Origin of the sequence: Micromonospora sp. ATCC 39149 (assembly GCF_000158815.1) — a bacterium.
GTDB lineage: Bacteria > Actinomycetota > Actinomycetes > Mycobacteriales > Micromonosporaceae > Micromonospora.
Genome location: NZ_GG657738.1, coordinates 2,805,165 through 2,828,690, shown reverse-complemented (window position 1 = coordinate 2,828,690; position 23,526 = coordinate 2,805,165). Strand labels below are relative to the sequence as shown.

At 73.2% G+C, this 23,526-nt stretch carries 25 protein-coding genes and 1 pseudogene; 14 read left to right on the top strand and 12 right to left on the bottom strand.

The window, feature by feature from the left end; genetic code table 11:
* Positions 1-199 precede the first annotated feature (199 nt).
* The gene (locus MCAG_RS11945; protein ID WP_007073227.1) at positions 200-1,045 is read left to right on the top strand and encodes a hypothetical protein; all 846 of its coding nucleotides are present in this window, start codon (positions 200-202) and stop codon (positions 1,043-1,045) included.
* A 57-nt stretch (positions 1,046-1,102) separates the two neighbouring features.
* On the opposite strand, the gene MCAG_RS11940 is transcribed toward MCAG_RS11945, so the two are convergent.
* The 3 genes from MCAG_RS11940 to MCAG_RS11930 are packed head-to-tail and all read right to left on the bottom strand — an operon-like array spanning position 1,103 to position 3,958.
* Positions 1,103-3,157: a glycogen debranching N-terminal domain-containing protein gene (locus MCAG_RS11940; protein ID WP_007073226.1), complete on the bottom strand. Its 2,055-nt coding sequence runs from the start codon at positions 3,155-3,157 to the stop codon at positions 1,103-1,105.
* On the bottom strand, positions 3,154-3,534 hold the full coding sequence (locus MCAG_RS11935; RefSeq protein ID WP_007073225.1) for a hypothetical protein: 381 nt from the start codon (positions 3,532-3,534) through the stop codon (positions 3,154-3,156). The genes MCAG_RS11940 and MCAG_RS11935 overlap by 4 nt, the downstream gene beginning before the upstream one ends.
* A 49-nt stretch (positions 3,535-3,583) precedes the next feature.
* Positions 3,584-3,958 (bottom strand): DsrE family protein, encoded by a 375-nt coding sequence (locus MCAG_RS11930; protein WP_007073224.1) that lies wholly within the window; start codon positions 3,956-3,958, stop codon positions 3,584-3,586.
* Positions 3,959-3,970: 12 nt separating this feature from the next.
* Between MCAG_RS11930 and mtfM the strand changes: the two genes are divergently transcribed.
* Together mtfM and MCAG_RS11920 are read left to right on the top strand one after the other, a co-directional pair.
* Positions 3,971-4,075, top strand: a complete 105-nt coding sequence (gene mtfM, locus MCAG_RS35915; protein ID WP_036376929.1) for a small membrane protein MtfM — start codon at positions 3,971-3,973, stop codon at positions 4,073-4,075.
* 114 nt (positions 4,076-4,189) lie between these two features.
* Entirely contained in the window at positions 4,190-4,780 is a 591-nt protein-coding gene (locus tag MCAG_RS11920; protein WP_007073223.1) for an FABP family protein, read from the top strand.
* Positions 4,781-4,802: 22 nt separating this feature from the next.
* On the opposite strand, the gene MCAG_RS11915 is transcribed toward MCAG_RS11920, so the two are convergent.
* Complete coding sequence (locus MCAG_RS11915; RefSeq protein ID WP_007073222.1) at positions 4,803-5,645, bottom strand: aminotransferase class IV; 843 nt, start codon at positions 5,643-5,645, stop codon at positions 4,803-4,805.
* 69 nt (positions 5,646-5,714) lie between these two features.
* On the opposite strand from MCAG_RS11915, the gene MCAG_RS11910 reads away from it, so the two are divergent.
* From MCAG_RS11910 to MCAG_RS11895, 4 genes are all read left to right on the top strand, one after another.
* Complete coding sequence (locus tag MCAG_RS11910; RefSeq protein ID WP_007073221.1) at positions 5,715-6,179, top strand: Fur family transcriptional regulator; 465 nt, start codon at positions 5,715-5,717, stop codon at positions 6,177-6,179.
* 15 nt (positions 6,180-6,194) lie between these two features.
* A complete protein-coding gene (locus MCAG_RS11905; protein ID WP_007073220.1) occupies positions 6,195-7,307 on the top strand; it encodes a folate-binding protein YgfZ in 1,113 nt (370 codons plus the stop codon).
* Between the two features lie 240 nt (positions 7,308-7,547).
* A complete protein-coding gene (locus MCAG_RS11900; RefSeq protein WP_007073219.1) occupies positions 7,548-8,393 on the top strand; it encodes a 3-keto-5-aminohexanoate cleavage protein in 846 nt (281 codons plus the stop codon).
* Positions 8,394-8,560: 167 nt separating this feature from the next.
* Positions 8,561-9,520 (top strand): asparaginase, encoded by a 960-nt coding sequence (locus MCAG_RS11895; protein ID WP_007073218.1) that lies wholly within the window; start codon positions 8,561-8,563, stop codon positions 9,518-9,520.
* A 62-nt stretch (positions 9,521-9,582) separates the two neighbouring features.
* Here the strand turns inward: MCAG_RS11895 and MCAG_RS11890 are convergent, their stop codons facing one another.
* On the bottom strand, positions 9,583-10,380 hold the full coding sequence (locus MCAG_RS11890) for an alpha/beta fold hydrolase (protein ID WP_198141540.1): 798 nt from the start codon (positions 10,378-10,380) through the stop codon (positions 9,583-9,585).
* 133 nt (positions 10,381-10,513) lie between these two features.
* On the opposite strand from MCAG_RS11890, the pseudogene MCAG_RS36205 reads away from it, so the two are divergent.
* From MCAG_RS36205 to MCAG_RS11870, 4 genes and pseudogenes are all read left to right on the top strand, one after another.
* A pseudogene (locus MCAG_RS36205) lies at positions 10,514-11,153 on the top strand (helix-turn-helix domain-containing protein).
* A complete protein-coding gene (locus tag MCAG_RS11880; protein WP_036373179.1) occupies positions 11,150-11,959 on the top strand; it encodes a hypothetical protein in 810 nt (269 codons plus the stop codon). Before MCAG_RS36205 ends, MCAG_RS11880 begins: the two are co-directional and overlap by 4 nt.
* An 82-nt stretch (positions 11,960-12,041) precedes the next feature.
* Positions 12,042-12,359: a DUF2516 family protein gene (locus MCAG_RS11875; RefSeq protein WP_007073215.1), complete on the top strand. Its 318-nt coding sequence runs from the start codon at positions 12,042-12,044 to the stop codon at positions 12,357-12,359.
* Complete coding sequence (locus MCAG_RS11870) at positions 12,356-13,243, top strand: alpha/beta fold hydrolase (protein WP_036373176.1); 888 nt, start codon at positions 12,356-12,358, stop codon at positions 13,241-13,243. Before MCAG_RS11875 ends, MCAG_RS11870 begins: the two co-directional genes overlap by 4 nt.
* A gap of 18 nt (positions 13,244-13,261) precedes the next feature.
* Here MCAG_RS11870 and MCAG_RS11865 read toward each other — a convergent pair whose 3' ends face one another.
* Positions 13,262-13,972: a DNA polymerase beta superfamily protein gene (locus MCAG_RS11865; RefSeq protein WP_007073213.1), complete on the bottom strand. Its 711-nt coding sequence runs from the start codon at positions 13,970-13,972 to the stop codon at positions 13,262-13,264.
* A 75-nt stretch (positions 13,973-14,047) separates the two neighbouring features.
* On the opposite strand from MCAG_RS11865, the gene MCAG_RS11860 reads away from it, so the two are divergent.
* Positions 14,048-14,968 carry an SDR family oxidoreductase gene (locus MCAG_RS11860; RefSeq protein WP_007073212.1) on the top strand — a complete coding sequence of 307 codons (921 nt, stop codon included), beginning with the start codon at positions 14,048-14,050 and terminating at the stop codon, positions 14,966-14,968.
* On the opposite strand, the gene MCAG_RS11855 is transcribed toward MCAG_RS11860, so the two are convergent.
* Positions 14,959-15,981 carry a YafY family protein gene (locus MCAG_RS11855; RefSeq protein WP_050777936.1) on the bottom strand — a complete coding sequence of 341 codons (1,023 nt, stop codon included), beginning with the start codon at positions 15,979-15,981 and terminating at the stop codon, positions 14,959-14,961. The two genes, MCAG_RS11860 and MCAG_RS11855, sit on opposite strands and share 10 nt — an antisense overlap.
* A gap of 119 nt (positions 15,982-16,100) precedes the next feature.
* Between MCAG_RS11855 and MCAG_RS11850 the strand changes: the two genes are divergently transcribed.
* Together MCAG_RS11850 and MCAG_RS11845 are read left to right on the top strand one after the other, a co-directional pair.
* A complete protein-coding gene (locus MCAG_RS11850) occupies positions 16,101-16,970 on the top strand; it encodes an EI24 domain-containing protein (RefSeq protein ID WP_007073210.1) in 870 nt (289 codons plus the stop codon).
* Between the two features lie 98 nt (positions 16,971-17,068).
* Positions 17,069-17,599, top strand: a complete 531-nt coding sequence (locus tag MCAG_RS11845; RefSeq protein ID WP_036373174.1) for a hypothetical protein — start codon at positions 17,069-17,071, stop codon at positions 17,597-17,599.
* 105 nt (positions 17,600-17,704) lie between these two features.
* Here MCAG_RS11845 and MCAG_RS11840 read toward each other — a convergent pair whose 3' ends face one another.
* The 5 genes from MCAG_RS11840 to MCAG_RS11820 all read right to left on the bottom strand — a co-directional run bounded on the left by MCAG_RS11840 (position 17,705) and on the right by MCAG_RS11820 (position 23,404).
* Positions 17,705-18,712 carry a LacI family DNA-binding transcriptional regulator gene (locus tag MCAG_RS11840; protein WP_007073208.1) on the bottom strand — a complete coding sequence of 336 codons (1,008 nt, stop codon included), beginning with the start codon at positions 18,710-18,712 and terminating at the stop codon, positions 17,705-17,707.
* Between the two features lie 19 nt (positions 18,713-18,731).
* Positions 18,732-20,111 carry a GH1 family beta-glucosidase gene (locus MCAG_RS11835; RefSeq protein WP_007073207.1) on the bottom strand — a complete coding sequence of 460 codons (1,380 nt, stop codon included), beginning with the start codon at positions 20,109-20,111 and terminating at the stop codon, positions 18,732-18,734.
* Positions 20,112-20,169: 58 nt separating this feature from the next.
* Positions 20,170-21,003, bottom strand: a complete 834-nt coding sequence (locus MCAG_RS11830) for a carbohydrate ABC transporter permease (protein ID WP_007073206.1) — start codon at positions 21,001-21,003, stop codon at positions 20,170-20,172.
* Positions 21,000-22,016 (bottom strand): carbohydrate ABC transporter permease, encoded by a 1,017-nt coding sequence (locus MCAG_RS11825; RefSeq protein WP_036373172.1) that lies wholly within the window; start codon positions 22,014-22,016, stop codon positions 21,000-21,002. Before MCAG_RS11825 ends, MCAG_RS11830 begins: the two co-directional genes overlap by 4 nt.
* 83 nt (positions 22,017-22,099) lie before the next feature.
* Positions 22,100-23,404 carry an extracellular solute-binding protein gene (locus tag MCAG_RS11820; RefSeq protein WP_007073204.1) on the bottom strand — a complete coding sequence of 435 codons (1,305 nt, stop codon included), beginning with the start codon at positions 23,402-23,404 and terminating at the stop codon, positions 22,100-22,102.
* Positions 23,405-23,526: the final 122 nt, after the last annotated feature.

The window sequence follows — 23,526 nt, the reverse complement described above, 5'->3', positions numbered from 1 at the left end:
TTTCGGCCCCTCAGGTGGGCGCTTCACCCCTGTTGCCCTGGGCCGCAGTTGCAAGGGGTCCGAATCGCTCCGCTGGGCGGGAGCCCACGCCATGTTGGTTGGGAGCCCGTGCCGCTCTGCGGGAGCCCCGTGCCGGGCTGGGCGGGAGCCGTTCAGACGTGCCGGTGGGATGCTCGGCCCCGCGTGACACCATGAGCGGGTGAGTGGTGCTGCCCAGGCGGGATACGCCCCGCCGACCGGTCCCGACGAGCCGCCGCCGCCGGGCCGCCGGTCCCGTTGGCTGCTCGTGGCGACCGTGGCCTGGGCGGTGCTGCTCGGCGTACTCACCTGGGTGTCGGTCCGCGACGACGGGCCGACGGTCCGCGAGCAGCGCAGCCTGGCCCAGGCCGGCCCGGTGGTCGACCGTGCGGTGGGTGAGCTGGTCGCGGCGGCCGGCGACCGGCCCGTCGCGCTCACGCCGGCCCGGACCGGGGCGGGCTGCCGGGTGACCCCCCTGCTCGACGGCGCGACGCTGGAGCGCGGCGTGGAGATCCTCGACCCCGCCGCCGACCCGCGCGCGGTGCTCACCGAGGTCGCCGACCGGCTGCCGGCGGGCTGGCGAGCCGGGGTCCGGGTGACCGGCGACGGCCCCCGGCTGCGGGCGAATGCGGGGGAGTTCGTGCTGGTGGAGGGCCGTCCGGCCGGCGACGGTCGGATCCGGTTGATCGTCCGCACCGGGTGCCGCCCGGTCGGCGACGGCTACCGTGCCCCGGTGGCCCAGGCCGGCCCGGAGGCGGGCGCCCTCGCCGCCGCCCTGCGGGCGCTGGCCGCCCCGGCCGGGTCGACCCCCGAGCTGCTCGCCGCGCCCTGCCCGGGTGGCGACCGCCAGGCCCGCACCGCCCGGGTCACCCTCGACCCCGCCCCGGCGACGCCGGCCGCCGCGCTCGCCCCGGCCGCCGGCGGCGCGGTCCTGTTCGACACCCCCGAGGGGTACGCCTACCGTTCCGGCGGCGTCACGGTGGCCCTGAGCGGCGGCGACCTCACCGCCACCACGCCCTGCCTCTGAGCTCCAGCGCACCGCCCGCGAAGGTCAGCGTCGGGCACGGGCGGGCGGCGGCACGGGTCAGCGGCGGCGGACCGGATCGCCGGCGGTGCGGCTGCGGCCCAGCGCGTCTACCAGCCCCCACCGGCCGGGGATGTCGAGCAGCTCCACCTGGCCCATGCCCTCCGGCACCGCCGGATCGATGATCAGATGCTCGCCCTGCGGCTCCAAGCCGAGCATCACCCGCAGCAGCAGCAGCGGAGTGCCGGCCGACCATGCCTGCGGGCTGCACGCCGTCGGGTACTCCACCGCGTAGTCGGTGAGGCCCCGCTCGTAGCCGGCGAACGCCTCCGGCAGCCGCCCGCCGAAGTGCCGGGACGCGGACAGGATGCCCTCGCAGATCCGGCCGGCCTCCTCGCGGAACCCGTACCGCCACAAGCCCCAGGCGATGAACGAGTTGTCGAACGGCCAGACCGTGCCGACGTGGTAGCCGATCGGGTTGTAGCGGCCCTGGTCGTCGGCGAGGGTACGCACCCCCCAGCCGGAGAACAGCCGCGGCCCGAGCAGGTGCGCGGCGACCGGGCCGGCCTTGTTCTCGTCGACGATTCCGCTCCACAGCAGGTGACCAATGTTGGAGGAGAGGGCGTCGACGGGGCGCCCGTCCGGGTCCAGCGCCAGCGCGTAGAACTCCCGGTCGGGCAGCCAGAAGTCCCGATTGAACCGCTCTTTCAGCTCCGCCGCCTCCCGCTCCAGCCGCTCGGCGTACGCGGGATCGTTCCAGACCGTGCGGGCCAGCCGCGCCCCGCGCATCTTCGCGTCGTACGCGTACCCCTGGGTTTCGCAGGTGGCCCGGGGGAAGCCCGGCAGCCGGCCGTCGGAGTAGGAGATCGCGTCCCAGGAGTCCTTCCAGCACTGGTTGCCCAACCCCGTCTCCGGGTTACGGGTCTGGTACCAGACGTACCCCGTGCCCAGCAGGTCGCCGTACGTGTCGATCCAGTCCAGTGCCCCCCGGGCCGGTGCCTCCAACTGCCGGACCAGCGCGACGTCGCCGGTCCACCGCTCGTACTCGTCGAGCAGGATCACGAACAGCGGGGTTGAGTCGACGGAACCGTAGTAAGGCGAGTGCGGCTGCTCCTCGAATCCGGCAGTCTCGCCGTACCGCAGTTCGTGCAGGATCTTGCCGGGCTCCTCGTCGCGGAAGTCGTCGACCCGGAACCCCTGAAGGCCGGCCAGCATGGTGATCGTCGGCGGCACCAGGTCCGGCAGGAACGGCAGCACCTGGAGCGAGGTGAAGATGCTGTCCCGCCCGAACAGGGTCATGAACCAGGGCAGCCCGGCGGCCATCAGCCGCACCCCGAGGGCGATCGACTCGTAGCGCAGGGCAGCGAGGTCGTTCAGGCTCCGCAGGTACGCCCCGGCCAGCGGCTGGCAGTCGCAGCCGAGCTTCGGCGCCCGCTCCACGACCTCGTCGTGCTCGGCGTTGATCTCGGCGATCGAGCGGCTCGCGCCCAGCGGCAGGTTGGCCCGGATGTCCTCCCCACGGGCCCCGTAGATCACCGTGTCCACGTCGAGCTGGTTGATCCACTCCCCGTGCGGGTCGAGCCGGACGTGGAAGGTCATGCCCGTCGGGTCGATGGTCGCCTCGGCGTCGGTTCTCACCACCGTCTCCCGGTGGAAACCCTCGCGGCGGTACGTGAACCGCAGCTCGTTCTCCCCGGGGGCGGTGATGGCCCGGCCCTGCTTGCGCTGGGACTGCTTGATCTCGAACACGTCGGCGAAGTCGGCACCCATGTCGACCCGGACGACGAACTCGACCTCCCGGCCGGAGTGGTTGAGCACGGTCAGCTCCTCGGTGAAGCTGCCGCCGATGGACCGGCTGCGGATCACCGACGCCTTCGCGTCCAGGTAGTGCGTCGGCGGGCCGGGCACCAGGAAGAACCGGGTGCGGTTCGAGAACGCGTCGTCGACGGAGAGCGGATGCAGCCGCTGCCCGTCGACGGTCAGCACCCAGGTGGACAGGAACCGAGTGTCGAAGGAGAACAGCCCGGTGGGGAAGTCCTGCGACCGTTCGATGTCCCCCCGCCGGTCGCTGACCAGGAACGTGTTGCCGTCGAGGATGCTGACCTGTTCCTTCACGCCGGCCGCCCGGTCTGCTCCCGGGCCACCGTCCGGGGGTCCCGGGTGCCCGGTCGGGTGGGGAAGAACCGCCGGAAGGCGAGGAAGAGCACCACGTCGCCGGTGAGGGTGCTCTCGTTGCGCAGCATCGACGCCACGCCGTGCGCCCGGCCGGTGACGAGCCGGTCGAACAGGTCGATGCTGCCGTACCAGTAGGCGTCCGCCGGCCCCGTCTCCCGGGTGACCCGGGCGGAGCCGGGCGCCAACTCGACCCGCCAGTGCTCGCAGTGGTCGCCCGTGGTGAGCCGGAGCTGGAGCGTGCCGCGCACGGGAGAGCGCAGGACTGCGGGGGCGCGCGCCGGCAGCGTCGCGAAGAACCGCTCCGTCGTCTCGGTCACAGGGGAGATCGTAGGCGGGGGGACGGACGAACCGGGTGGTTATCGGCGCTCAGTAGACGAGTGCCCGCGCCCCCTCGGCCATCGCCTCCTCGACGAAGACCGCCGCCCCGGCGATCCGTACCCCCGGCAGTACGTCGCCGGGGCCGATGTCCCGCCGGGCCGCGCACTGGGTGCAGGCGGTGACCCGGCCGGTGGTCAGGATCACGTGCAGCAGCTCGCCCAGCGGCGCGGAGTGCGGCAGCTCGAACTCCTGCGCCCGGCCCGGCAACGCGAACCAGGTCGACTCCCCGGTCAGCCAGAGCGAGACGTCCACCCCGGCGGCGGCTGCCGTGGCGGCGACGGTGAAGGCCTGGGCGCACCGTTCCGGAGCGTCGGCCCCGGCGGTCGCCTTGACGACGAGAGAGCGGGCCATGGGGCCCAGCATAGGATGACCGGGATGGTTACCGAGATCGGGTTCGTCAGCTTGCTGGTCGCCGGCCTGGGCGCGCTTGCGGGTGGCCTGGTCTACCTTGCCGTACGCATGTCGAGAGGACGTTGGTGAGCGCGAGGAGTGAGCCGGGTCTGCGAGCCCCGCAGTCGCGAACGGAGATGGCCCGGTGAGCGCGAGGAGTGAGCCGGGTCTGCGAGCCCCGCAGTCGCGAACGAGGATGGCCCGGTGAGCGAGAACCCCCTGCAGCCGCCGTGGCTGAACGCGCCCCCGGTCGACCCCTACCCGTACGAGGAGAGCCACGACCTGCGCGTCGGCCCGAAGCTGCACCCGGCGCTGGACGGCCTGCTGCCCTACGTCGGGGTCTGGCGCGGCCGAGGTCGGGGCGGTTACCCGACGATCGAGGACTTCGACTTCGCCCAGGAGATCCGGATCAGCCACGACGGCCGGCCGTTCCTGCACTACGAGTCGCGGGCGTGGATTCTGGACGAGCAGAGCCGGCCGGTGCGTCCCGGCGGCCGTGAAGTGGGCTGGTGGCGTCCGGTGCTCGACGGCAACGGCCGGGCCACCGACGAGTTGGAGGCCCTGATGTCCGTGCCGACGGGCGTGATGGAGCTGCACATCGGCAGGCGCAAAGGCACCCAGGTGGAGTTCGTCACCGACGCCGTGGTGCGTACCGCCACGGCCAAGGAGGTCACCGCCGGTCACCGCCTCTTCGGCATCGTCGAGGGCGCCCTTCTGTACGCGCAGGACATGGCCGCCGTGGGCCACTCCCTGACCCCCCACCTGTCGGCCCGCCTCCTGCGCGTCGCCGGCTGACCCTGCCCCGCTCCCGCCCCGGTCAGCGGGGGTGGGCGAGGAGGGCCTGTGCCGCATCGGTGTGCGCCGAGTGCGCGAGGCGGGCACCGTCCAGGGTGTGCACGGGGGCCAGGCCCCGCAGGGACGAGGTGAACCAGACCCCGTCCGCGGCGCGCAGCTCGACCGGGGTGACCATGCGCTCCTCGGCGGTCAGGCCCAGGTCGGTGGCGTGGTCCAGCAGCCAGGCGGCGGTCACCCCGGGCAGGATGCCGGTGGTGGTCGGCACCGTGCACACGGTGTGCCCGGCCAACCAGACGACGCTCGCGGTCGGCCCCTCCAGGGCGTAGCCGTCGGTGGAGACCCAGAGCACGTCGTCCACGCCGTGCTCGGCGGCCCAGCGGCGGGCGGCGGTGCTCACCGCGTACGACGTCGACTTGACCCCGACCGGCAGCCAGCCCAGGGCGGGGCGGGCGGTGGCGGCCACGCCCAGCGGCAGGGTCGCCACTGCGATTCCGGTCCGCCGGGCCCGGCGCGCGGCGGCCGGCACCTCGGCGAGCGTGGCGTACACCGACGGCGAGCCGCCGCCCTCCGGCCCCCGCGTGCAGACCAGCCGCAGCGCGCCCTCCGTCTCGACCGGCCAGCCCGCGCAGACCGTCGCCAGCAGATCGACCAGCACCCCGACCGGCGGCAGCGGCAGGCCGATCCGGGCGGCCCCCCGGGCCAGCCGGGCCAGGTGCTCGTCGCGCAGCCAGGGCAGCCCGCCGCGCACGTGCATGGTCTCGAAGAGCCCGTCGCCCTGGACGGTGCCCAGGTCGTCGCCGCGCAGCACCGGCTCGCCGGCCGGCACGACGCCCCGCCCCAGCACCGCGACCCTCGCGTTCGCCACGACCGGTGAGCCTAGCCGCGTACCCCCGTCGCGGCCGGCGCGTCGCGGCGGCCGAACTATGATCGGACGGTGTCCGAGTCATCCCTCGCGGAAGTGCTCCGCGCCCGTGGGCTGCGGCTGACGGCGCAGCGGCAGCTGGTCCTTCAGGCGGTGCTGGATCTCGGGCACGCCACGCCGGAGCAGGTGCACACCGCTGTCCGCGAGGTCGCCGCCGGTGTCAACATCACCACCATCTACCGGACGCTGGAGCTGCTGGAACGCCTCGGCCTGGTGACCCACACCCACCTGTCGCACGGATCGCCCACCTACCACGCGGCCGGCGAGCACCAGCACGTCCACCTGGTCTGCCGGGAGTGCGGCGCGATCGACGAGATCGAACCGGAGCTGCTCCGGCCGCTGGACGACCGGCTGGTCGCCGAGCGCGGGTTCCGGGTGGACATCGGGCACGTGGCGCTCTTCGGCGTGTGCGGCGGCTGCGCGGACGGCGGCGCACCGGGCCGGGGCGGGGCGGGGCGGGGAAGTGAGCCAGGGTGAGGACGGGGGGCGGAAATGATCGACATCGCGGGCGCGGTGGCCACCGAGGCCATCGACGAGGAAACCCGGGACCAGCCGGAGCCCGCGCACCGGGCGGCCGGCGTGCGGTCCGTCGCGGCCCACTACGGTGACCCGTTGCGGGAGCAGCGCGTCCTCGACACCGCCGTCGGCCTGGTCGACCGGTCGCACCGGGGCATCGTCGCCGTGCCCGGCGAGGAGCGGATCGGCTGGCTGCACACCCTCACCACCCAGCATCTGGCCGCGCTGACCGCCGGCGAGGGCACCGAGCTGCTGGTGCTCTCCCCGCACGGGCACGTGGAGCAGCACGCCATGGTCGCCGAGGACGGCGACACCACCTGGCTGGACACCGAGCCCGGCGCCACCGGGGGCCTGCTGACGTACCTGGAGAAGATGCGGTTCTTCAGCAAGGTCGAGCCCCGCGACGCCACCGCCGAGCATGCCCTGCTCTCGCTGGTCGGCCCGGAAGCGACCGGGGCGCTTACCACGCTGGGCGTGACCGGGCTGGCCGCGCCCGACGCCGTCGCGGTGCCCGGCCCCAAGTTCCGCGCCGGCGAGCTGCCGCCCCGGCCCACCGTCCGGTACGCCGTCGCGCCGCTGCCCGGTGGCGGCTGGGCCCGCCGGGGCCCGCTCGGCGTGGACCTGCTGGTGCCCCGCCCCGCCATGGACCGGGTCGTCGCCGAGCTGCGCGGGGCCGGGGTGCCGGCGGTGGGGCTGTGGGCATACGAGGCGATCCGGGTGGCCGCCCGGCGGGCCCGGGTCGGGGTGGACACCGACCACCGGACCATCCCGGCCGAGGTGGACCTGATCGCCCCGGCGGTGCACCTGGACAAGGGCTGCTACCGGGGCCAGGAGACGGTGGCCCGGGTGCACAACATGGGGCGCCCGCCGCGTCGCCTCGTACTGCTGCACCTGGACGGGGTGACCAGCGATCAGCCGCCGGCCGCCGGCACGCCGGTGACCCTCGACGGCCGGGCGGTCGGCTTCGTCGGCACGGCGGTGCTGCACCACGAGCTGGGCCAGATCGCCCTGGCGGTGGTCAAGCGCAACGTCCCCGACGACGCCCGCCTCCTGATCGCCGACACGGCCGCCGCCATCGACTTGGGGTAAGGAAGGGCCCCCTCTTAACGCTTTCGGTATAGGAAGGGCCCCTTGCTAACGCCGCCGGCACGCGATCAGCACGCCGCCGGCACGCGATCAGCACGCCGCCGGCACGCGATCAGCACGCGACCGGCAGTCGGCCGGCACGAGGTCAGGTGGTTCGATGCCGACCGGCTGCCGGACGGTCGCGTCCGCTGCGGAAGCGCGCGCCGTCGACCGCGCCCGAGCGGGGCGTCTAGGATCGCCGGCATGACGACAGGGACGTTGATCACGGTTGCCCCCACCGGCGCGGAGTCGGCAAAGGCGGAGGTCCCGGCGCTTCCGGTGACCCTCGACGAGCTGCTGCTGACCGCCAGGGAGTGCGAGGCGCTCGGTGCCGCCGTGATCCACGTCCACATCCGCGACGACGCGGCGCGACCCACCCTCGACCAGGGGCGGCTGCGGGAGACGGTGGCGGCGCTGCGCGAGAGTACCGATCTGATCGTGCAGCTCTCCTCCGGCGGCGCGGTGACCGACCCGGAGGCCGACCGGCTCGCCGTGCTGGACGCCGGACCGGACATGGCGTCCTGCACCATGGGGACGCTCAACTTCGGCGACGACGTCTTCCTCAACCGCTGGGAGTTCATCGTCGATCTGCACACCCGGATGCAGGAACGCGGCATCGTGCCCGAGTACGAGATCTTCGACCTCGGCCACCTGACCGCCCTCGCCCGCCTGCTCGGCAGGTACGGCCTACCGCACGGCGGGCACGTGCACGTCGACTTCGTGATGGGGGTGCCGGGCGGCATGCCAGGCACCACGCAGGCGCTGGTCGCGGCCCACCAGGCGTTGCGCGATCTGCCGGAGGGCACCACGTTCTCGGCCACCGGCATCGGGCGCAGCACGATCCCGGTGCTGCTGGCCGCGCTGTCGGCCGGCGGCCACCTGCGGGTCGGCATGGAGGACACCGTGACGTACGCGAAGGGTCGGCCGGTCGAGTCGAACATGCAGCTCGTGGCGCGGGCGGTGGGCTTCGCCCAGCTCGCGCAGCGCCCGCCGCTGACCACGACCGAAGCCCGCGCGCTGCTCGGCGTCGCCTCCCGGGCCGGGGCCTGACCTCCGGACGGACGCCTGGGGCCGCCGGGCGGGTGCGCTGACCACCCACCGGCGTCCGGCCCGGCCACCGGTAAGTCCCGGCCTGGTCGTCGCCCCTGTCGTGGTAAGCGCAACCGGCCTGGTCACCCGCGTTCCGGCCGTCGGCGGCCCGTCGGTACCGTCCACCCGTGAGCAAGACGTACGAGGGTGGCGTGCCGCTGGTCGAGGTGGTCCGCTCCGGGTTCGTGGAGGGGCTGCACCGCGGCTCGGTGGTGGTGCTCGACGCGGCCGGCGCGGTGGTGGCCGGCGCCGGGGACGGCACGTCGCCGATCTTCCCCCGCTCGGCGAGCAAGCCGATGCAGGCCGTCGGCATGCTCCGCGCCGGGCTGCCGTTGACCGATCCGGCCGACGTGGCGATCGTGTCGGCCAGTCATGCCGGGGAGGAGTTCCACCTGGCGCGGGTCCACGCGCTGCTGGCTGGTGCCGGGCTGGACGAGTCCGACCTCGGCTGCCCGCCCGACCTGCCGATGGGCGAGCTGGCCCGGCAGGCGGTGCTGCGCGCTGGCGGTGGACCCACCCGGGGGCGGATGAACTGCTCCGGCAAGCACGCCGGCATGCTGCTGACCTGCCTGGTCACCGGCTGGCCCCGTGCGGGGTACTGGCAGCCGGAGCACCCGTTGCAACGGGTGCTGCGGGCGGCCGTGGAGGAGTGCACCGGGGAGCCGGTGGCGGCGGTCGGGGTCGACGGCTGTGGTGCGCCGGTGTTGGCCGTGTCGCTGACCGGGCTGGCCCGCGCGTACCTGCGGCTGGTCGCCGCCGGGCCGGGCTCGCCCGAGCGGACCGTCGCGGACGCCATGCGGGGGTACCCGGAGCTGGTCGGCGGCACCTGGGCCGAGGACAGCCGGCTGATGCGCGGTCTGCCTGGCGCGATCGCGAAGATCGGCGCGGAGGGGGTGATCGCCGCCGCGCTTCCGGGGGTGGGCGCGGTCGCGCTGAAGATCGACGACGGGGCGTCCCGGGCCCGGATGCCGGTCCTGGTCTCCGCGCTGCGCCGGCTGGGCGTCCGGGCGCCCGTCCTCGACGAGTACGCCGAACTGCCGTTGCTGGGCGGCGGGGTGCCGGTCGGGACGGTCCGCCCCGTCTGGTGACGGCGGGGGAGTAGAAAGCAGGGCCTTGTTAACACCCGTCTGTTAACAAAGGGCCCCTGCTTTCACGGCAGGAAGGCCAGCAGGGCGGAGTTGACGGCTTCCGGGCGTTCCAGGGGGAGCAGGTGTCCCGCGTCCGGTACGTCCGGCAGCCGTACCGCGCCCGGCACCTCGGCGGCGATTCGGTCGGCGATCCGGCCGATGTCCGGCACGTCGGCCGCCCCGGCGGTCACCAGCACCGGTACGCGCAGCTCGCCGAGCCGCTCGATCGCGGGCGGGTCGAGTTCGGCCACGTCGACGGCGCTCAGCGCCAGCTCGGCCGCCAGTGCCCGGCGGTCCATCTCCTCGGCGAACCGGACCAGCGCCGGGTCGACGTCCTCGGGGCGGCGGCGCGGGCCGACCACCCAGAACCGCACCTCGCCGGCGGCGCTGGCCGCGAGGTCCTCGGGGTCTGTTTCGCCGACCAGGTCGTCCCACAGGTCGTTGGCTTCCTCGGACCACTCGTTGCCGCTGACGGCCGTGCCGAAGAGGGCGAGTGCGCTGACCCGGTCCGGGTACGCCAGGGCGGTGTCGATCGCCACCGCCCCGCCGAAGGAGCATCCGACGAGCGCGGCCCGGGGCAACTCCAGGGCGTCCAGCAGGCCGACCACGTCGTCGCGGTGGGCGAACGGGTCGGTGGGCAGCCCGGAGTCGCCGTAGCCGCGCAAGTCGACGGCGATCACGCGGTGCCGGGCGGTGAGGGCGGGCACCTGTTCCCGCCACATCCGCCGGTCGGCGATTCCGGCGTGCAGCAGTAGTACGGGCGGTCCGTCCCCCGCGTCGTCGTACGCGAGCTTCGCGCCGTTGATCTCGATCTTCGTCACCACGGGGAAGGTACGGACCGCACGGACGGCGCGCAACAGCGGAGGTGGACGCCGCTGACCAGGGCGTGAGACTTCGCTAACTCTGGTTAGCGTTTTGCTTGCAGCAGCTAGCGGAGTCGGTTAGCGTGGGGTCATGGCCACTCCCAAGGACCTACCCGACGTCGGCGGGTTCATCCGTGACCTGCGGCGGAACGCGAAGATCTCGCTGCGGCAGCTCGCCGAACAGGCGGGCGTCAGCAATCCGTATCTCAGCCAGATCGAGCGCGGCCTGCGCAAGCCCAGCGCCGAGGTGCTCCAGCAGCTCGCCAGCGCGCTGCGGGTCTCCACCCCGGCGATGTACCTGCGGGCCGGCCTGCTCGACGACAAGGACAGGGAGGGCGTGCTCGCCGCCATCGCGGTCGATCCCGACCTGACGATGGCGCAGAAGCAGTCCCTGAGCCAGATCTACGAGACTTTCCGCCGGGAGACAGCCGGCTCGCCGAGGCGACGGCCGCCGCTCGGTGGCCGGCAGCCAGGCCGCCGCCCCGTCCGCGCCGGGCACCGCCCCGCAGGCCCCGGCCACGACCACCCCGGCCGCGACCGGACCCACCACACCGGACGGCACCCCGACCGAGGCGGTCCTGGAGTCGGTCGCCGTCACCGAGGCTGGTCCGGCACCCGCCCCGCCCCCCAGCACGCCCATGAGGAAGGCCGCCGAGAAGGCGACCGAGGAGACCGCCGCCGCGGTCGAGACCGACAAGGCCGCCGCGGCGGTCGAAGAGGAGAAGCGATGACCCAGCCGAAGACCCACCGCATCCCGGCCCCGCTCTACGCCGCCGCCGGAGCCGGCGACCTGGCGCTGGAGCAGCTCCGCAAGCTGCCCACCGTGGTCACCGACCTCAGTGGCAAGGTCGTCGCCGACCTGGGCGGCAAGGCCGTCGTGACCGGCTTCGAGCTGCGCCAGAAGGCCACCGAGACCCTGCGTACGGCGAACCAGACCGCCGCCGAGCTGCGCGGCAAGTCCGTTCCGGCCGAGCTGAACCGGCTGCGGGCGGCCGCCGACCTGAACCGCCTGCGTGAGGCCGCCGACCTGAATCGGCTGCGCGAGGCCGCCGACCTGAATCGGCTGCGCGAGGCCGCCGACGTCAACCGCCTCCGCGAGGCCGCCGACGTCAACCGGCTGCGCGAGCTGACAGACCTCGACCGGCTGCGCGAGCTGGCCGCCCGGAACGCGGCCGTCGTCGTCGCCGGCGCGCACGCCGCCCAGGAGCGGGCCCTCGCCGCGTACGCCGGTCTGGTCGCCCGTGGCGAGCGCGTGGTCGGGGCGGGTGTGCTGGAGGCCGCCGACGCGATCAACGCCGACATCGCGGCGACCGAGGCCGAGCACATCCCGACCCCGGCCGACGTGGCCGAGGTCGTCGAGGCCAAGCCGGCCGCCGCCCGGGCCACGCGCACCCGCGCGACCAGAGCGACCACCGCGAAGGCCGACGCGAAGGCCGACCCGAAGGCCGCCGCCGGCAGGGCGACCCCGAAGGCCAGCGACACCCCGTCGGCGAAGCTGCCGAAGGCCACCCGGCGGGCCCGCCCGGCCGCCGAGTAGCCGACCCCTTCCGGCCCCGCGCCGCACGACCCCGGATGCGTCCTGGCGACGGATCCGGGGTCGTCGGCATAAGCTTGCCGGCATGGCCATCGCCGCGCCGATCTTCGCCTTCCAGGTCCAGTACTGGATCACCATGCTGCTGCTGGTGTTCGCCCTCGTCATCGAGGGGGTGGCACTCGTGCACGCGATCACCCAACGCGGCGAGGCCTTCGCCGCCATCGGCACCCTGCCCAAGGGCGGGTGGATCGCCATCCTCGCGGTCTGCCTGGTGCTCACCCTGCTGACCAACAACGTGCTGAACATCTTCGGCCTCATCGGCATCGCCGCGTCCCTGATCTACCTGCTGGACGTCCGGGTCGGGCTGCGCGACCTGCACGACGGCCGGGGGTCGTCCTGGTGAGAGGGTTTCGCTGGCCACCGCCGCCCGACGGCGGGCCCCGGACCTGGGGCCCCGGCCCGGGTGCCCCGCGCACCGGGCGGCCGGCCCTGCCCGAGCCGGAGACCGAGCTGGTCACCACCCCGCACGGGGTGCGCCTCGAACAGCTCGTCACCGGCGTCGGCGACCCGGTCACCGTGTTCGCGCACGGGCTGGGCAACGGCATCGCCACCACCCGTCCGTTCGGCAGCGGCCTCACCGGCCGCAAGATCTTCTTCCAGTTCCGGGGGCACGGCCGCTCCGAGGCGCCGGCCGGCCCGTGGAGCTACCTCGACCTCGCCCGGGACCTGCGGGCTGTCGCCGACCTCGGCAACGCCACCCGCGCGTTCGGCGCGAGCCTCGGCGCGGGTGCGCTGTGCCGGCTGCTCGTCGAGAGCCCGGAGCGCTTCGACCGGCTGGTCTTCTTCCTCCCGGCGGCGCTCGACCGGCCCCGGGGCCCGGCCGCCCGGGACCGGATCACCGCACTGCTCGACGCGGTGGAGGACGGGGACGCCTCCGCCGTCGCCGATGTCGTCGCGGCCGAGCTGCCGCCCGCCGTACGCAACACGCCGGCCGGGTGGGCGTACCTGCGGCAGCGGCTCGACCAGCTACTCCGCGACGGCCTCGCGGCGGGCCTCGCCGCCCTGCCCGACCAGGCCCCGCTGGGCGACCGGTCTGGGCTGGCCGCGGTGACCGCCCCGGCCCTGGTGCTCGCCTGTGCGGGCGACGACCTGCACCCGGTCGAGGTCGCCGAGCAGCTCGCGGCCGTCCTCCCCCAGGCCACCCTGCACGTGTACGACCGCCCGGGCGTGCTCTGGTCGGAACGTGCCGACCTGCGGGCGCGGATTTCGGGGTTCCTCAACGAGTGAGGTCGGCCGTGGTGGTGGTCACACCCCACGAGCGGACGGGCTGAGCCCTACCGACGGCAGGTGGGCGGCCCGTACGTCGAGCAGCCAGCGTTCGACCGTCACCGAGTCGGGCCGTTCCGGCAGCGGGGTTCGCGCGGTGTCGAAGTCCCGTTCCGCCTTGGTGAGCAGGGCTTGCGCCTCTGCCAGATCCCCGCCGCCCACCCGCTCCCCGAATGCCCGGAACCGCTCCGGGTCGGCCAGCCGGATCTCCAGGACGCCGGTGGCGTACAGCAGTCGACCCTGGTGCAGCAGCCGGGCCAGGTGCCGGGCGTGCTTCGCGGTCCGCCGCCGGGTGTCGGCCGAGAACGTCCCATCGCCACGGGTGGCCAGCTTGCGGAACTGCTGCGCGGCGTACCCGAGGTAGGCGGCGCGGACCCGGGGCGCGCTGAGGAACGCCGACCGGATGCCGATGAGCCGGTCGCCCAGTTCGGTGCGGGTCTCGTAGCAGTCGTCGGGCAGCCACATCAGCTCGATGGCGGTTGGGTTGCCGCTCAGCGCCAGCCGGGCGTACTTGCCGGCCTCGTGCAGGGTGACGTCCGGGTCGGTGGTGACCACCGACTCGCGGGGCGGGTGCAGGCCGTGGAAGGCGACCGTCGGCGCGGCGAACACCCCGATCCGGTCGACGTCGGAGCCGGGCCGGGCCAGCCCGTACGCCACCGAACCGACGATTCCCGAGAGCAGCAGGTGCATGCGCCGAGCATGACGCAGGAGACTCGTTCGCAAAACCTGACTTCGGCTGTCAGGTACTGCTGCCAGGGTCGACGCATGACGACGAAACCCCTGACCGGAAGAATCGCGCTCGTCGCCGGGGCGACACGGGGCGCAGGCCGGCAGATCGCGATCCAGCTCGGCGCGGCCGGGGCGACGGTGTACGCCACCGGGCGCAGCAGCCGCACCGCCGGCCGATCCGAACTGGACCGGCCGGAAACCATCGAGGAGACCGCCGAATTGGTCGGCGCGGCCGGCGGCACCGGCATCGCGGTCCGGGTCGACCATCTCGTACCCGAGCAGGTCCGCGACCTGGTGGCCCGGATCGACGCCGAGCAGGGCCGGCTCGATGTGCTGGTCAACGACGTCTGGGGCGCCGACCCCCTGATCACCTGGGAGAAGCCGGTCTGGGAGCAGCCCCTGGACGCCGGTTTCCGCACCCTGCGGCTCGCGGTCGACACCCACGTCATCACCAGCCACTTCGCGCTGCCGCTGCTGATCCGCCACCCCGGCGGGCTGGTGGTGGAGATCGGCGACGGGACCAGGGAGTACAACGACGTCCACTACCGCCTGTCGGTCTTCTACGACCTGGCCAAGACCTGCGTGAACCGCCTCGCCTTCACCCAGGCGCACGAGCTGGAGCCGCACGGCGGCACCGCCGTCGCGCTCTCCCCCGGCTGGATCCGCTCCGAGTACATGCTGGAGCACTTTGGGGTCACCGAGGCCAACTGGCGCGACGGCGCGGCGAAGGACCCGCACTTCCTCATCTCGGAGACCCCCGCGTTCGTCGGGCGAGCGGTCGCCGCGCTGGCTGCCGACCCGGACCGGGCCCGCTGGAACGGCAGGTCCGTCTCCAGCGGGGAACTGGCCCGGGTGTACGGCTTCACCGACCTCGACGGCAGCCAGCCGGACGCCTTCCGCTACATCACCGAGGTGGTGCACGACGGCAAGCAGGCCGACGTGGCCGACTACCGCTGACCACCGTCGCCCTCCGGTGCGTCGCCCTTTCGTTCGCCGCCCGGCCCGCCGTACAGCGCGGCGAGCCGGGCGGCGGCAGCGGCCAGCCGCCCCCGCAGCTCCGGCGGTTCGAGCACCTCCACCTCCGGCCCGAGCCGCAACAACAGCTCGTACGCCACATCGACGGATTCGACGGGCAGCCGGGTGGCCACCCAGCCGGCGTCGTCGGGCTCGCCAGCGGCGGCCGTCGCCTCGGCGTACCCGAAGGGGGCCTCCGGGGCGCCGCGCAGCGCGCGCAGGCCGGCGGGGCTCAGCCGTACGCGGACGTGTGCCCGCTGCATGCTCCGCAGGAACGCCTCGGCCTGCTCCCGCCAGTACGCGCCGAGGTCGAAGCCTTCGTCCCGGTCGAACGTCTCCCCGGCCGCCGCCACGTCGACGACCCGATCGACCCGGTACGTGCGCATGCCGTCGCCGACGCGGGCGACCAGGTACCAGATGCCGCTCTTGAGCACGAGCCCGTACGGCTCGACCCGCCGGACGACCTCGCCGTCGCCGCGACGGTAGCGCAGCTCGACGACCCGGTCCGCCCAGACCGCCCCGGCCAGCTCGGCCAGCCGGGGCGGCGGCGTGGCGTCGCGGAACCAGCCCGGCACGTCCAGATGGAACCGCTGCCCGGCGCGGGCGGGGGCGTCGCGCAGGGCGGGCGGCAGCGCGGCCAGCACCTTCAGCTCGGCCGAGGCGACCGCGTTGGCCAGCCCCATGTCGCCCGCCGGCCCGGGCAGCCCGGCCAGGAACAGCGCCTCCGCCTCGTCCCGGGTGAGCCCGGTCAGCCGGGTCCGGTACCCGCCGAGCAGCCGGTACCCGCCGGCCCGGCCCCGGTCGGCGTAGACGGGGACCCCGGCGGCCGACAGCGCCAGCACGTCCCGGTACACCGTCCGTTCGGAAATCTCCAGCTCGCGGGCCAGCTCGGCCGCCGTCATCGCCTCCCGCGACTGGAGCAGCAGCACCAACGAGATCAACCGCGAGGCCCGCACCCGCCCATTGTGCAAGGAAGGGCCCCCTGTTAACGCCTGCGTATAGCAGGGAACCTTCTCACCCGCCCTGCTGCCGGGGTGCCGGCCGAGCCGGTCGGCCGGCGTTAGGCTCAGCGGTCGTGAACGTACCCAGCATCGCCGCGCCGGTGACCGGCGTCGTCGGCCGCTTCCTCGCCGGGGTCGGGCTGCTCCTGCGCGGCATCGGCCTGTACGTCCGCAGCCCCGGCCTGATGCTGCTCGGCATCGTGCCGGCGCTGATCTCGGGGACGCTCTTCGTGGCCGCCTTCGCCACCCTCGTGTACTTCGTGGACGACCTTGCCGCGCTGGTCACCCCGTTCGCCGACGACTGGTCCGGCACCGCCCGCAGCCTCGTCCGGGCGATCGCCGGCCTGGCCTTCCTCGGGGTCGGCGGGCTGCTCGGGGTGCTCACCTTCACCGCCGTGACCCTGGCCATCGGCGACCCGTTCTACGAGAAGATCTCCGAGCGGGTCGAGGAGCGCTACGGTGGCACGCCCGGCGCGGTGGAGGTGCCGTTCTGGGCGTCGCTGCGTCGGAGCGTGGTCGATTCGCTGCGACTGGTGGCGATCTCCGCGCTCGTCGGCGTCCCGCTCCTCGTGGCCGGCTTGATCCCGGTGGTCGGCCAGACCGTCGTACCGGTGATCGGGGCGATGGTGGGCGGCTGGTTTCTCGCGCTGGAGCTGGCGGGGGCACCCTTCTACCGGCGCGGAATGCGGCTGCCCGACCGCCGGTCGCTGCTGAAGGCCGACCGGGCCACCACGCTGGGCTTCGGGGTGGCCGTCTTCGGGTGCTTCCTGATCCCGCTCGGCGCGGTGCTGATCATGCCGGCGGCGGTCGCCGGCGCGACCCTGCTCACCCGCCGCTCCCTGGGCCAGTCCATCGAGCTGGGCCAGTCCATCGAGCTGGGTCAGCCCACCGAGCTGGGTCAGCCCACCGAGGAGCCATCGCGTCGGTCCGCCGGGGAGCGCTGAGCTGGGGTAGCACTGAGCTGGACCATCCGGCGGTCACCGACGGCGCGAGCACCTATCCTGAATGGTGCAAAAGGTGCAATAGCTCGGGAGTGCGTGGCGTGGAAGCTGCCCGGTTCAGGTTCGCGGTCTCGGCGACCACGGCCTGCCTGACGGTGCTCGGGATCGCGGGCCTCGCCCCGGACCTGCCCCGGCGCGAGGTCCGGCCCACCCCGCCCCCGGCCGGCGGACCGCCCGCGCCGCCGCCAGCGGGCCCGCGTACGACGATCCGGTTGGACCCCGCCGACGCGCCGCTTCCCGCGGCGGCGCGCGAGCCGGCCTGCGCCGCAGCGCTGGGCGGCGGGCCCTATCCCGACGAGGACGTGTGGGTGTTCGGGCTGCCGGCCGGCGCGACCGGGGCCCGGTTCGTCACCGTGACGCCCGAGTTCGTCACCCCGAACCGGGAGCGCGTGGCCCTCACCGTGCCCACCGAGGGCGGCGCGCTCGTCGTCGACGACGCCGGTGCCGACGTGGCGTGGCTGCGCCTGCCCGCAGGCTGGACCCTGGTGGGCGGGTCGGCCGTCCTCGCCGAGGACGCCGGATCCTTCGTGCTCGCGCGGGTATGCCCGGCGTCTGCGACGCCATCGGCCTGAGCGGGCTCCTAGCCCTGTGAACTCGTAGCCGTCAGGGTGCCGCCCCGCTGGAGGTGGTGAGAAGGGGACCCCTCTCTACCGTAGGCGTTAACAAGGGGCCCCTCCTTACGCCGAGGCGCGCAGCACCAGCTCTGTGGGCAGCACGAGGCCCGGCTCGACGTCCTCGCCGGCCGCGATCCGCAGCAGCTGGCGGGTGGCCTTCCGGCCCAGGTCGACTATCGGCTGCCGCACGGTGGTCAGCGGCGGGTCGGTGTACGCGGCCGTCTCGATGTCGTCGAACCCGATCACTGCCACGTCGGCGGGCACCCGCCGCCCCGCCTCGCGCAGCGTACGCATGGCGCCGTGCGCCATCAGGTCGGACGCGGCGAGGACCGCGTCCAGGCCGGGGTGGGCATCGAGGAGCTGCCGCATGGCCGCCGCCCCCGACTCGCGGGTGAAGTCCCCGTACGCCACCCGCTCCGGCAGCCCCGCCTCGGCGATCGCGGCCCGGTACCCGACCAGCCGTTCCACCCCGGCGAACATGTCCTGCGGACCGGCGATGGTGGCGATGCGCCGCCGCCCCGAGTCGAGCAGGTGCCGCACCGCCCGGGTCACCCCGCCGACATGGTCGACTTCGACGTACGGCACGCCGACGTCGCTGAGGAGCCGGCCGCTGCACACCACCGGGATGCCGATCCGGGCGAGCTTCGCCGGCAGCGGGTCGGCGCCGTGCAGCGAGGCGAAGACGACCCCGTCGACGTGCCGACCGGTGGTGTACCGCTCCACCCGGGCGTGCCCGGCGGGCGAACCGGCGAGCATCAGCACGAGCTGCTTGTCGGCCGCCTCCAACTCCTGCGCGACCCCCCGGATGATGCTCGGGAACACCTGGTCGTCGGAGAAGACCCGGGTGGCCTCCTCGGGCAGGACCAGGGCGACCGAGTCGGTCCGCTGGGTGACCAGGCTGCGGGCGGCCAGGTTCGGCACGTACCCCAGCTCGGCCACGGCCCGGCGGACCGCCTCCCGGATCGGTTCGGCGACGGTGGTGGAGCCGTTCACCACCCGGGACACGGTCGCCCGGGAGACGCCGGCCTGCCGGGCCACCGCCTCCAGGGTCGGTCGCTGGGTTTTGGTCATCGAAGCGCTCGCTACCTCGTCACAGCCCGTTCCGGGAGATCACCTCCTGGTACCACCGGGCACTGGCCTTCGGTGTGCGCCGCTGGGTCAGGTAGTCGACGTGAACGATTCCGAACCGCTTGCGGTACCCCTCGGCCCACTCGAAGTTGTCCAGCAACGACCATACGAGATAGCCGCGCAGGTCAACCCCTCGGCCGATGGCCGCGTGCGCCGCCCGAAGGTGCCCGTCGAGGTAGTCGATCCGGTCGGCGTCGGCCACCCGGCCGGTCGAGTCGGGCCCGTCCTCGATCACCCGGTCCGGGAACGCGCCGCCGTTCTCGGTGATCATCAGCGGCAGGCCCGGGTAGTCGGCGGCGAACCGGTCCAGCAGCCGGCCCAGCCCGGCCGGCTCGATCGCCCAGCCCATGTCGCTGCGCGGCCCGGTCGCCGGCAGGAACTCCACCGCCCCCTCGGTGCCCGGGTACGCGCTGCCGCCCGCCCCGTCCGGCCGCCCGGCCACGTACGTCGGGGCGTAGTAGTTGATGCCGAGCAGGTCGATCGGCGCGGCGATCAGCTTCTCGTCCCCGTCCCGGACGAACGTCGGCTCGACCATCCGGGACACGTGCTCCAGCACGTCGGCGGGGTACCCGGCACCGGTCAGCGGGTCCAGGAAGATCCGGTTCTGCAACCCGTCGACCAGCCGGACCGCCGCCGCGTCCGCCGCGCTGTCCGGGTCCGCCGGCTGCACCTCCGCCGGGTTCAGGGTGATCCCGACGACCTCCGCGCCGCCCGCGCGCAGCGCCCGGGCCGCCAAGCCGTGCCCGAGCAGCAGATGGTGTACGGCGGCGAAGGCCGCGCCCGCGTCCCGTACGCCGGGGGCGTGCAACCCGTTGCCGTACCCGAGGTAGGCCGAGCACCACGGCTCGTTGAGCGTGGTCCACGTGCGGATCCGGTCGCCGAGCCGGCCGTGCACGGCCGCCGCGTACGCGGCGAAGTGCTCGGCGGTCTCCCGGTTCGTCCAGCCGCCCCGATCCTCCAGGGTTTGCGGCAGGTCCCAGTGGTAGAGCGTGACGATCGGGTCGATGCCCCGGTCGAGCAGCGCGTCGGTGAGCCGGTCGTAGAAGTCCAGCCCGCGCGGCTCGACCGGCCCGGTGCCGTCCGGCTGGATCCGAGGCCAGGCGATCGAGAACCGGTACGCCTTCAGTCCCAGCTCCGCCATCAGGGCCACGTCGTCGGCGTACCGGTGGTAGTGGTCGCAGGCGACGTCGCCGGTGTGGCCGGCGTGGACCCGGCCCGGCGTACGGCTGAAGGTGTCCCAGATCGACGGGCCGCGACCGTCGTCGCGGGCCGCGCCCTCGATCTGGTACGCGGCGGTGGCCGCGCCCCAGACGAAGTTGTCGGGGAATCGAAGCTCGCTCACGCCCTACCCTCTTTCGTTCGCGACTGCGGGGCTCGCAGGGTCGGCTCACTCCTCGCGCTCACGCCTTGACCGCGCCTTCCATGATTCCGCCGATGATCTGGCGGCCGAACAGGACGAAGACCAGCAGAAGAGGCAGGGTCGCGATGGCCGTGCCGGTGAAGACCTGCGACATGTCCTGGTAGTAGCCATCCGACAGCGCCCGCAGGGACAGCTGCACGGTCGGGTTCTCCGGGTCGTTGAGGACAGCGTAAGGCCAGAGGAAGTCGTTCCAGGTCGTCATGAACGTCAGCAGGCCGAGGACGGCGGCGGCCGGGCGCAGCGCCGGCAGTACCACGTTCCAGTAGATCCGCGCGGTGCCGCAGCCGTCGATCCGGGCGGCCTCGATCAGTTCGGTGCTGACCGCCTGGCTGGCGTACTGGCGCATCATGAACACCCCGAACCCGGTGACCAGCGCCGGGACGATCACGGCCGGCAGCCGGTCGTTCCAGTTCAACTTCGTCATCAGCAGGTACAGCGGGATCACCCCGAGCTGGGTGGGGACCATCATCGTCGCGATGATCACCAGCAGCAGCGCGTTGCGGCCCTGGAACCGCAGTTTGGCGAAGGCGAACCCGGCCAGGGTGGAGAAGAAGACCACCGAGACGGTGACCGTGACCGCCACGATCGCCGAGTTGATCAGGCCGGTGAGGAAGTACGCGTCGGTGTTGGCGAACAACCGGGAGATGTTCGCGCCCAGGTTGCCGCCGGGGGTGACCGGCGGCGGTATCTGGCCCATCGCGTCGCTGGACCGACTGGCCACCACGAACATCCAGTAGATCGGGAAGACCGACAGCAGGGCGGTGACGGCCAGGGCGGCGTACGTGAGCCGGTTGGCGGACCAGAGTCGGTTCATCGGGAGCGCTCCTTGCGGGGCCGGCGGGTCCGTGTCGGCCGGTCAACGCCGCCGAGCCGGCGCAGGACCACGACGTTGATCGCCGCGACGATCGCGATCAGGGCGAACAGCAGCCAGGCGACCGCCGAGCCGTAGCCGAAGTTGTAGTGCGGCGCGAAGGCGTTCTCGAACATGTACATGGTCATCGTCTGCGACTCGCGCAGCGACCCGCCCCGGATCGGGTTGGTTCCGGAGTGGAACATCCGGGGCTCGGTGAAGAGCTGGAGACCGCCGATGGTCGAGACGATCACCGCGAAGATGATCGTCGGCTTGAGCAGGGGCACGGTGATCGACCAGAACTGCCGGGCCCGGCTGGCCCCGTCGATCGCCGCCGACTCGTACAGGTCGCGGGGGATGGCCTGCATGGCGGCCAGGAAGATCAGCGCGTTGTACCCGGTCCACCGCCAGTCGACCATGGCGGAGATGGCCACCCAGGAGGCGAACCGGTTGGCCTTCCAGTCGATCGCGCCGACGCCGACCAGGTCGAGCAGCCAGTTGATCATGCCGAACTGCCGGCCGAACAGCACGCCGAAGACGATCGCCACGGCGGCGGTCGAGGTGACGTTCGGCACCAGCACCGCCATCCGCCAGGTGGTCCGGGCCCGCAGCCGCCGGTTGAGCAGGCTGGCCAGCCAGAGCGCGCCCAGCAACTGCGGCACGGTCGAGATGACGAAGATGCCGAGGGTGTTGGTCAGCGAGTGCCAGAAGTCGGGGTCGGCCAGCAGCCGGCTGTAGTTCTCCCCGCCGACGAACTGGTGTTCCGTGGCGAGCAGGTCCCAGTCGTGCAGAGACACCCAGAACGTGTACGCCAGCGGGTACGCCCCGAAGACGCCAAAGAGCAGGAAGAACGGGGCGATGTAGAGGTAGGGGGAGTACTTCTCGTCGAGCCGGCTGAGCCGGTACTCCCACAACTGGCGGGCGCTGCCCCGGACCGCCGGTCTCACCGGCGGCCGGGCGTCGAGCTGGACGCTCATGGCCCGGTCACTCCTTTCCGCTTTCTGCGCGGCGCGGGCGGCACCCCGGCGTACCGGAGCGCCGCCCGCGCGCCCGCGCCGGCTTACTTGGCGGCAGCCTTCTTGGCGTTGTTCACCGCGTCGGCCCATGCCTGCTCGGGGCTGCGCTGGCCGAGGTCGACGGTGCGGACCGCGTTCTCCACCTCGGTGCGGACGGCCTGGTTCTTCGGGCCCATGTAGACCGGCTTGAGGCTCTTCGCGCCCGCCGCGAAGATCTTGCCGACGGGGGCGTCGGAGAAGTACGCGTTCGTCGAATCGGCCACCGCCGGGTCGTCCAGCGCCTGCGGGTTGGACGGCAGCGGCCCCTTGGCCTTGAACGCCCCGATCTGTCCCTTGGCGCTGGTCAGGAACTTCACCAGCTCGATCGCCTCGGCCTGGTGCTTGCTCTGCTTCGGCACGGCGAGGAAGGAGCCGCCCCAGTTGCCGCCGTTGCCGGGCACCTGGGCGATGTCCCACTTGCCCTTGGCGGCCGGGCCGGCGTTGCCCTCGATGACGCCGGTCATCCAGGCCGGGCAGGCGATGGTGGCGAACTTGGCCTGCTTGAACGCCGACACCCACTCCTCGGACCAGGAGCTGTACTTGCCGGACAGGCCGGAGTCGAGGATGTCCATCGTGGTGTCCCAGGCCTGCCGCACGGCCGGGTTGCTGTCCACCACCAGGTTGTTGGCGGTGTCGTAGTAGTGGTAGCCCTGCGCGTTGCCGGCGGTCTGTAGCACGATGGTGTTGAAGGTGTTGGTCGCCGAGTCCAGGAACGACGCCCCGGTGTTGGCGGCCTTGAACTTCTCGCCGGTGGCGATGTAGTCCTGCCAGGTGGGCCAGAGCTTGGACACCTCGTCGCGCTGGGTCGGCAGCCCGGCCTTGGCGAAGAGGTCGCTGCGGTAGCACATCGCCATGCCGCCGACGTCGGTGCCGAGGCCGATGAGCTGCTTGCCGTCGGCGGTCAGCCCCTGGTCCCACTTCCAGTCCAGGAAGTTGCCCTTGAGTTCGGCCGCGCCGTGGTCGAGCAGGTTGACGAAGTTCTGCGGGTTGGCCTTGTACTCGACGAGCAGGCCCTCCTCGATGGCGACCACGTCGCCGGCGCCCTTCCCGGCGGCGAGCCACTGGGTGAGCTTCGGCGAGTACTCGTCGAGGGTCCCGCCGGTGCCCCGCTCGACGATCTTCACGTTGGGGTGGGCCGCCATGTATTCTTTGTAGAGTTCCTGGTAGCCCATCTGGCCGAAGATGTCGACGGTCAGCGTGATCGGCCCGCCCTCGGCGGGCTCGTCCCCGCCGCAGCCGGCGGTGGTGAGCAGTGCGGTGGCCGCGACGAGGGCCACGGCCGCGAGGTGGCGGCGCGGAAAGACACCCATCTGTTCTTGGACCCCTCTCAGGTCTTGCAGGTGGTGGTGGGGACGGGATTTAACCGTTGAGAGAGCGCTCTCACAAGAGAGTGATCGTTGGTCCGGGAGATGTCAAGAGAACGTCCTCGATG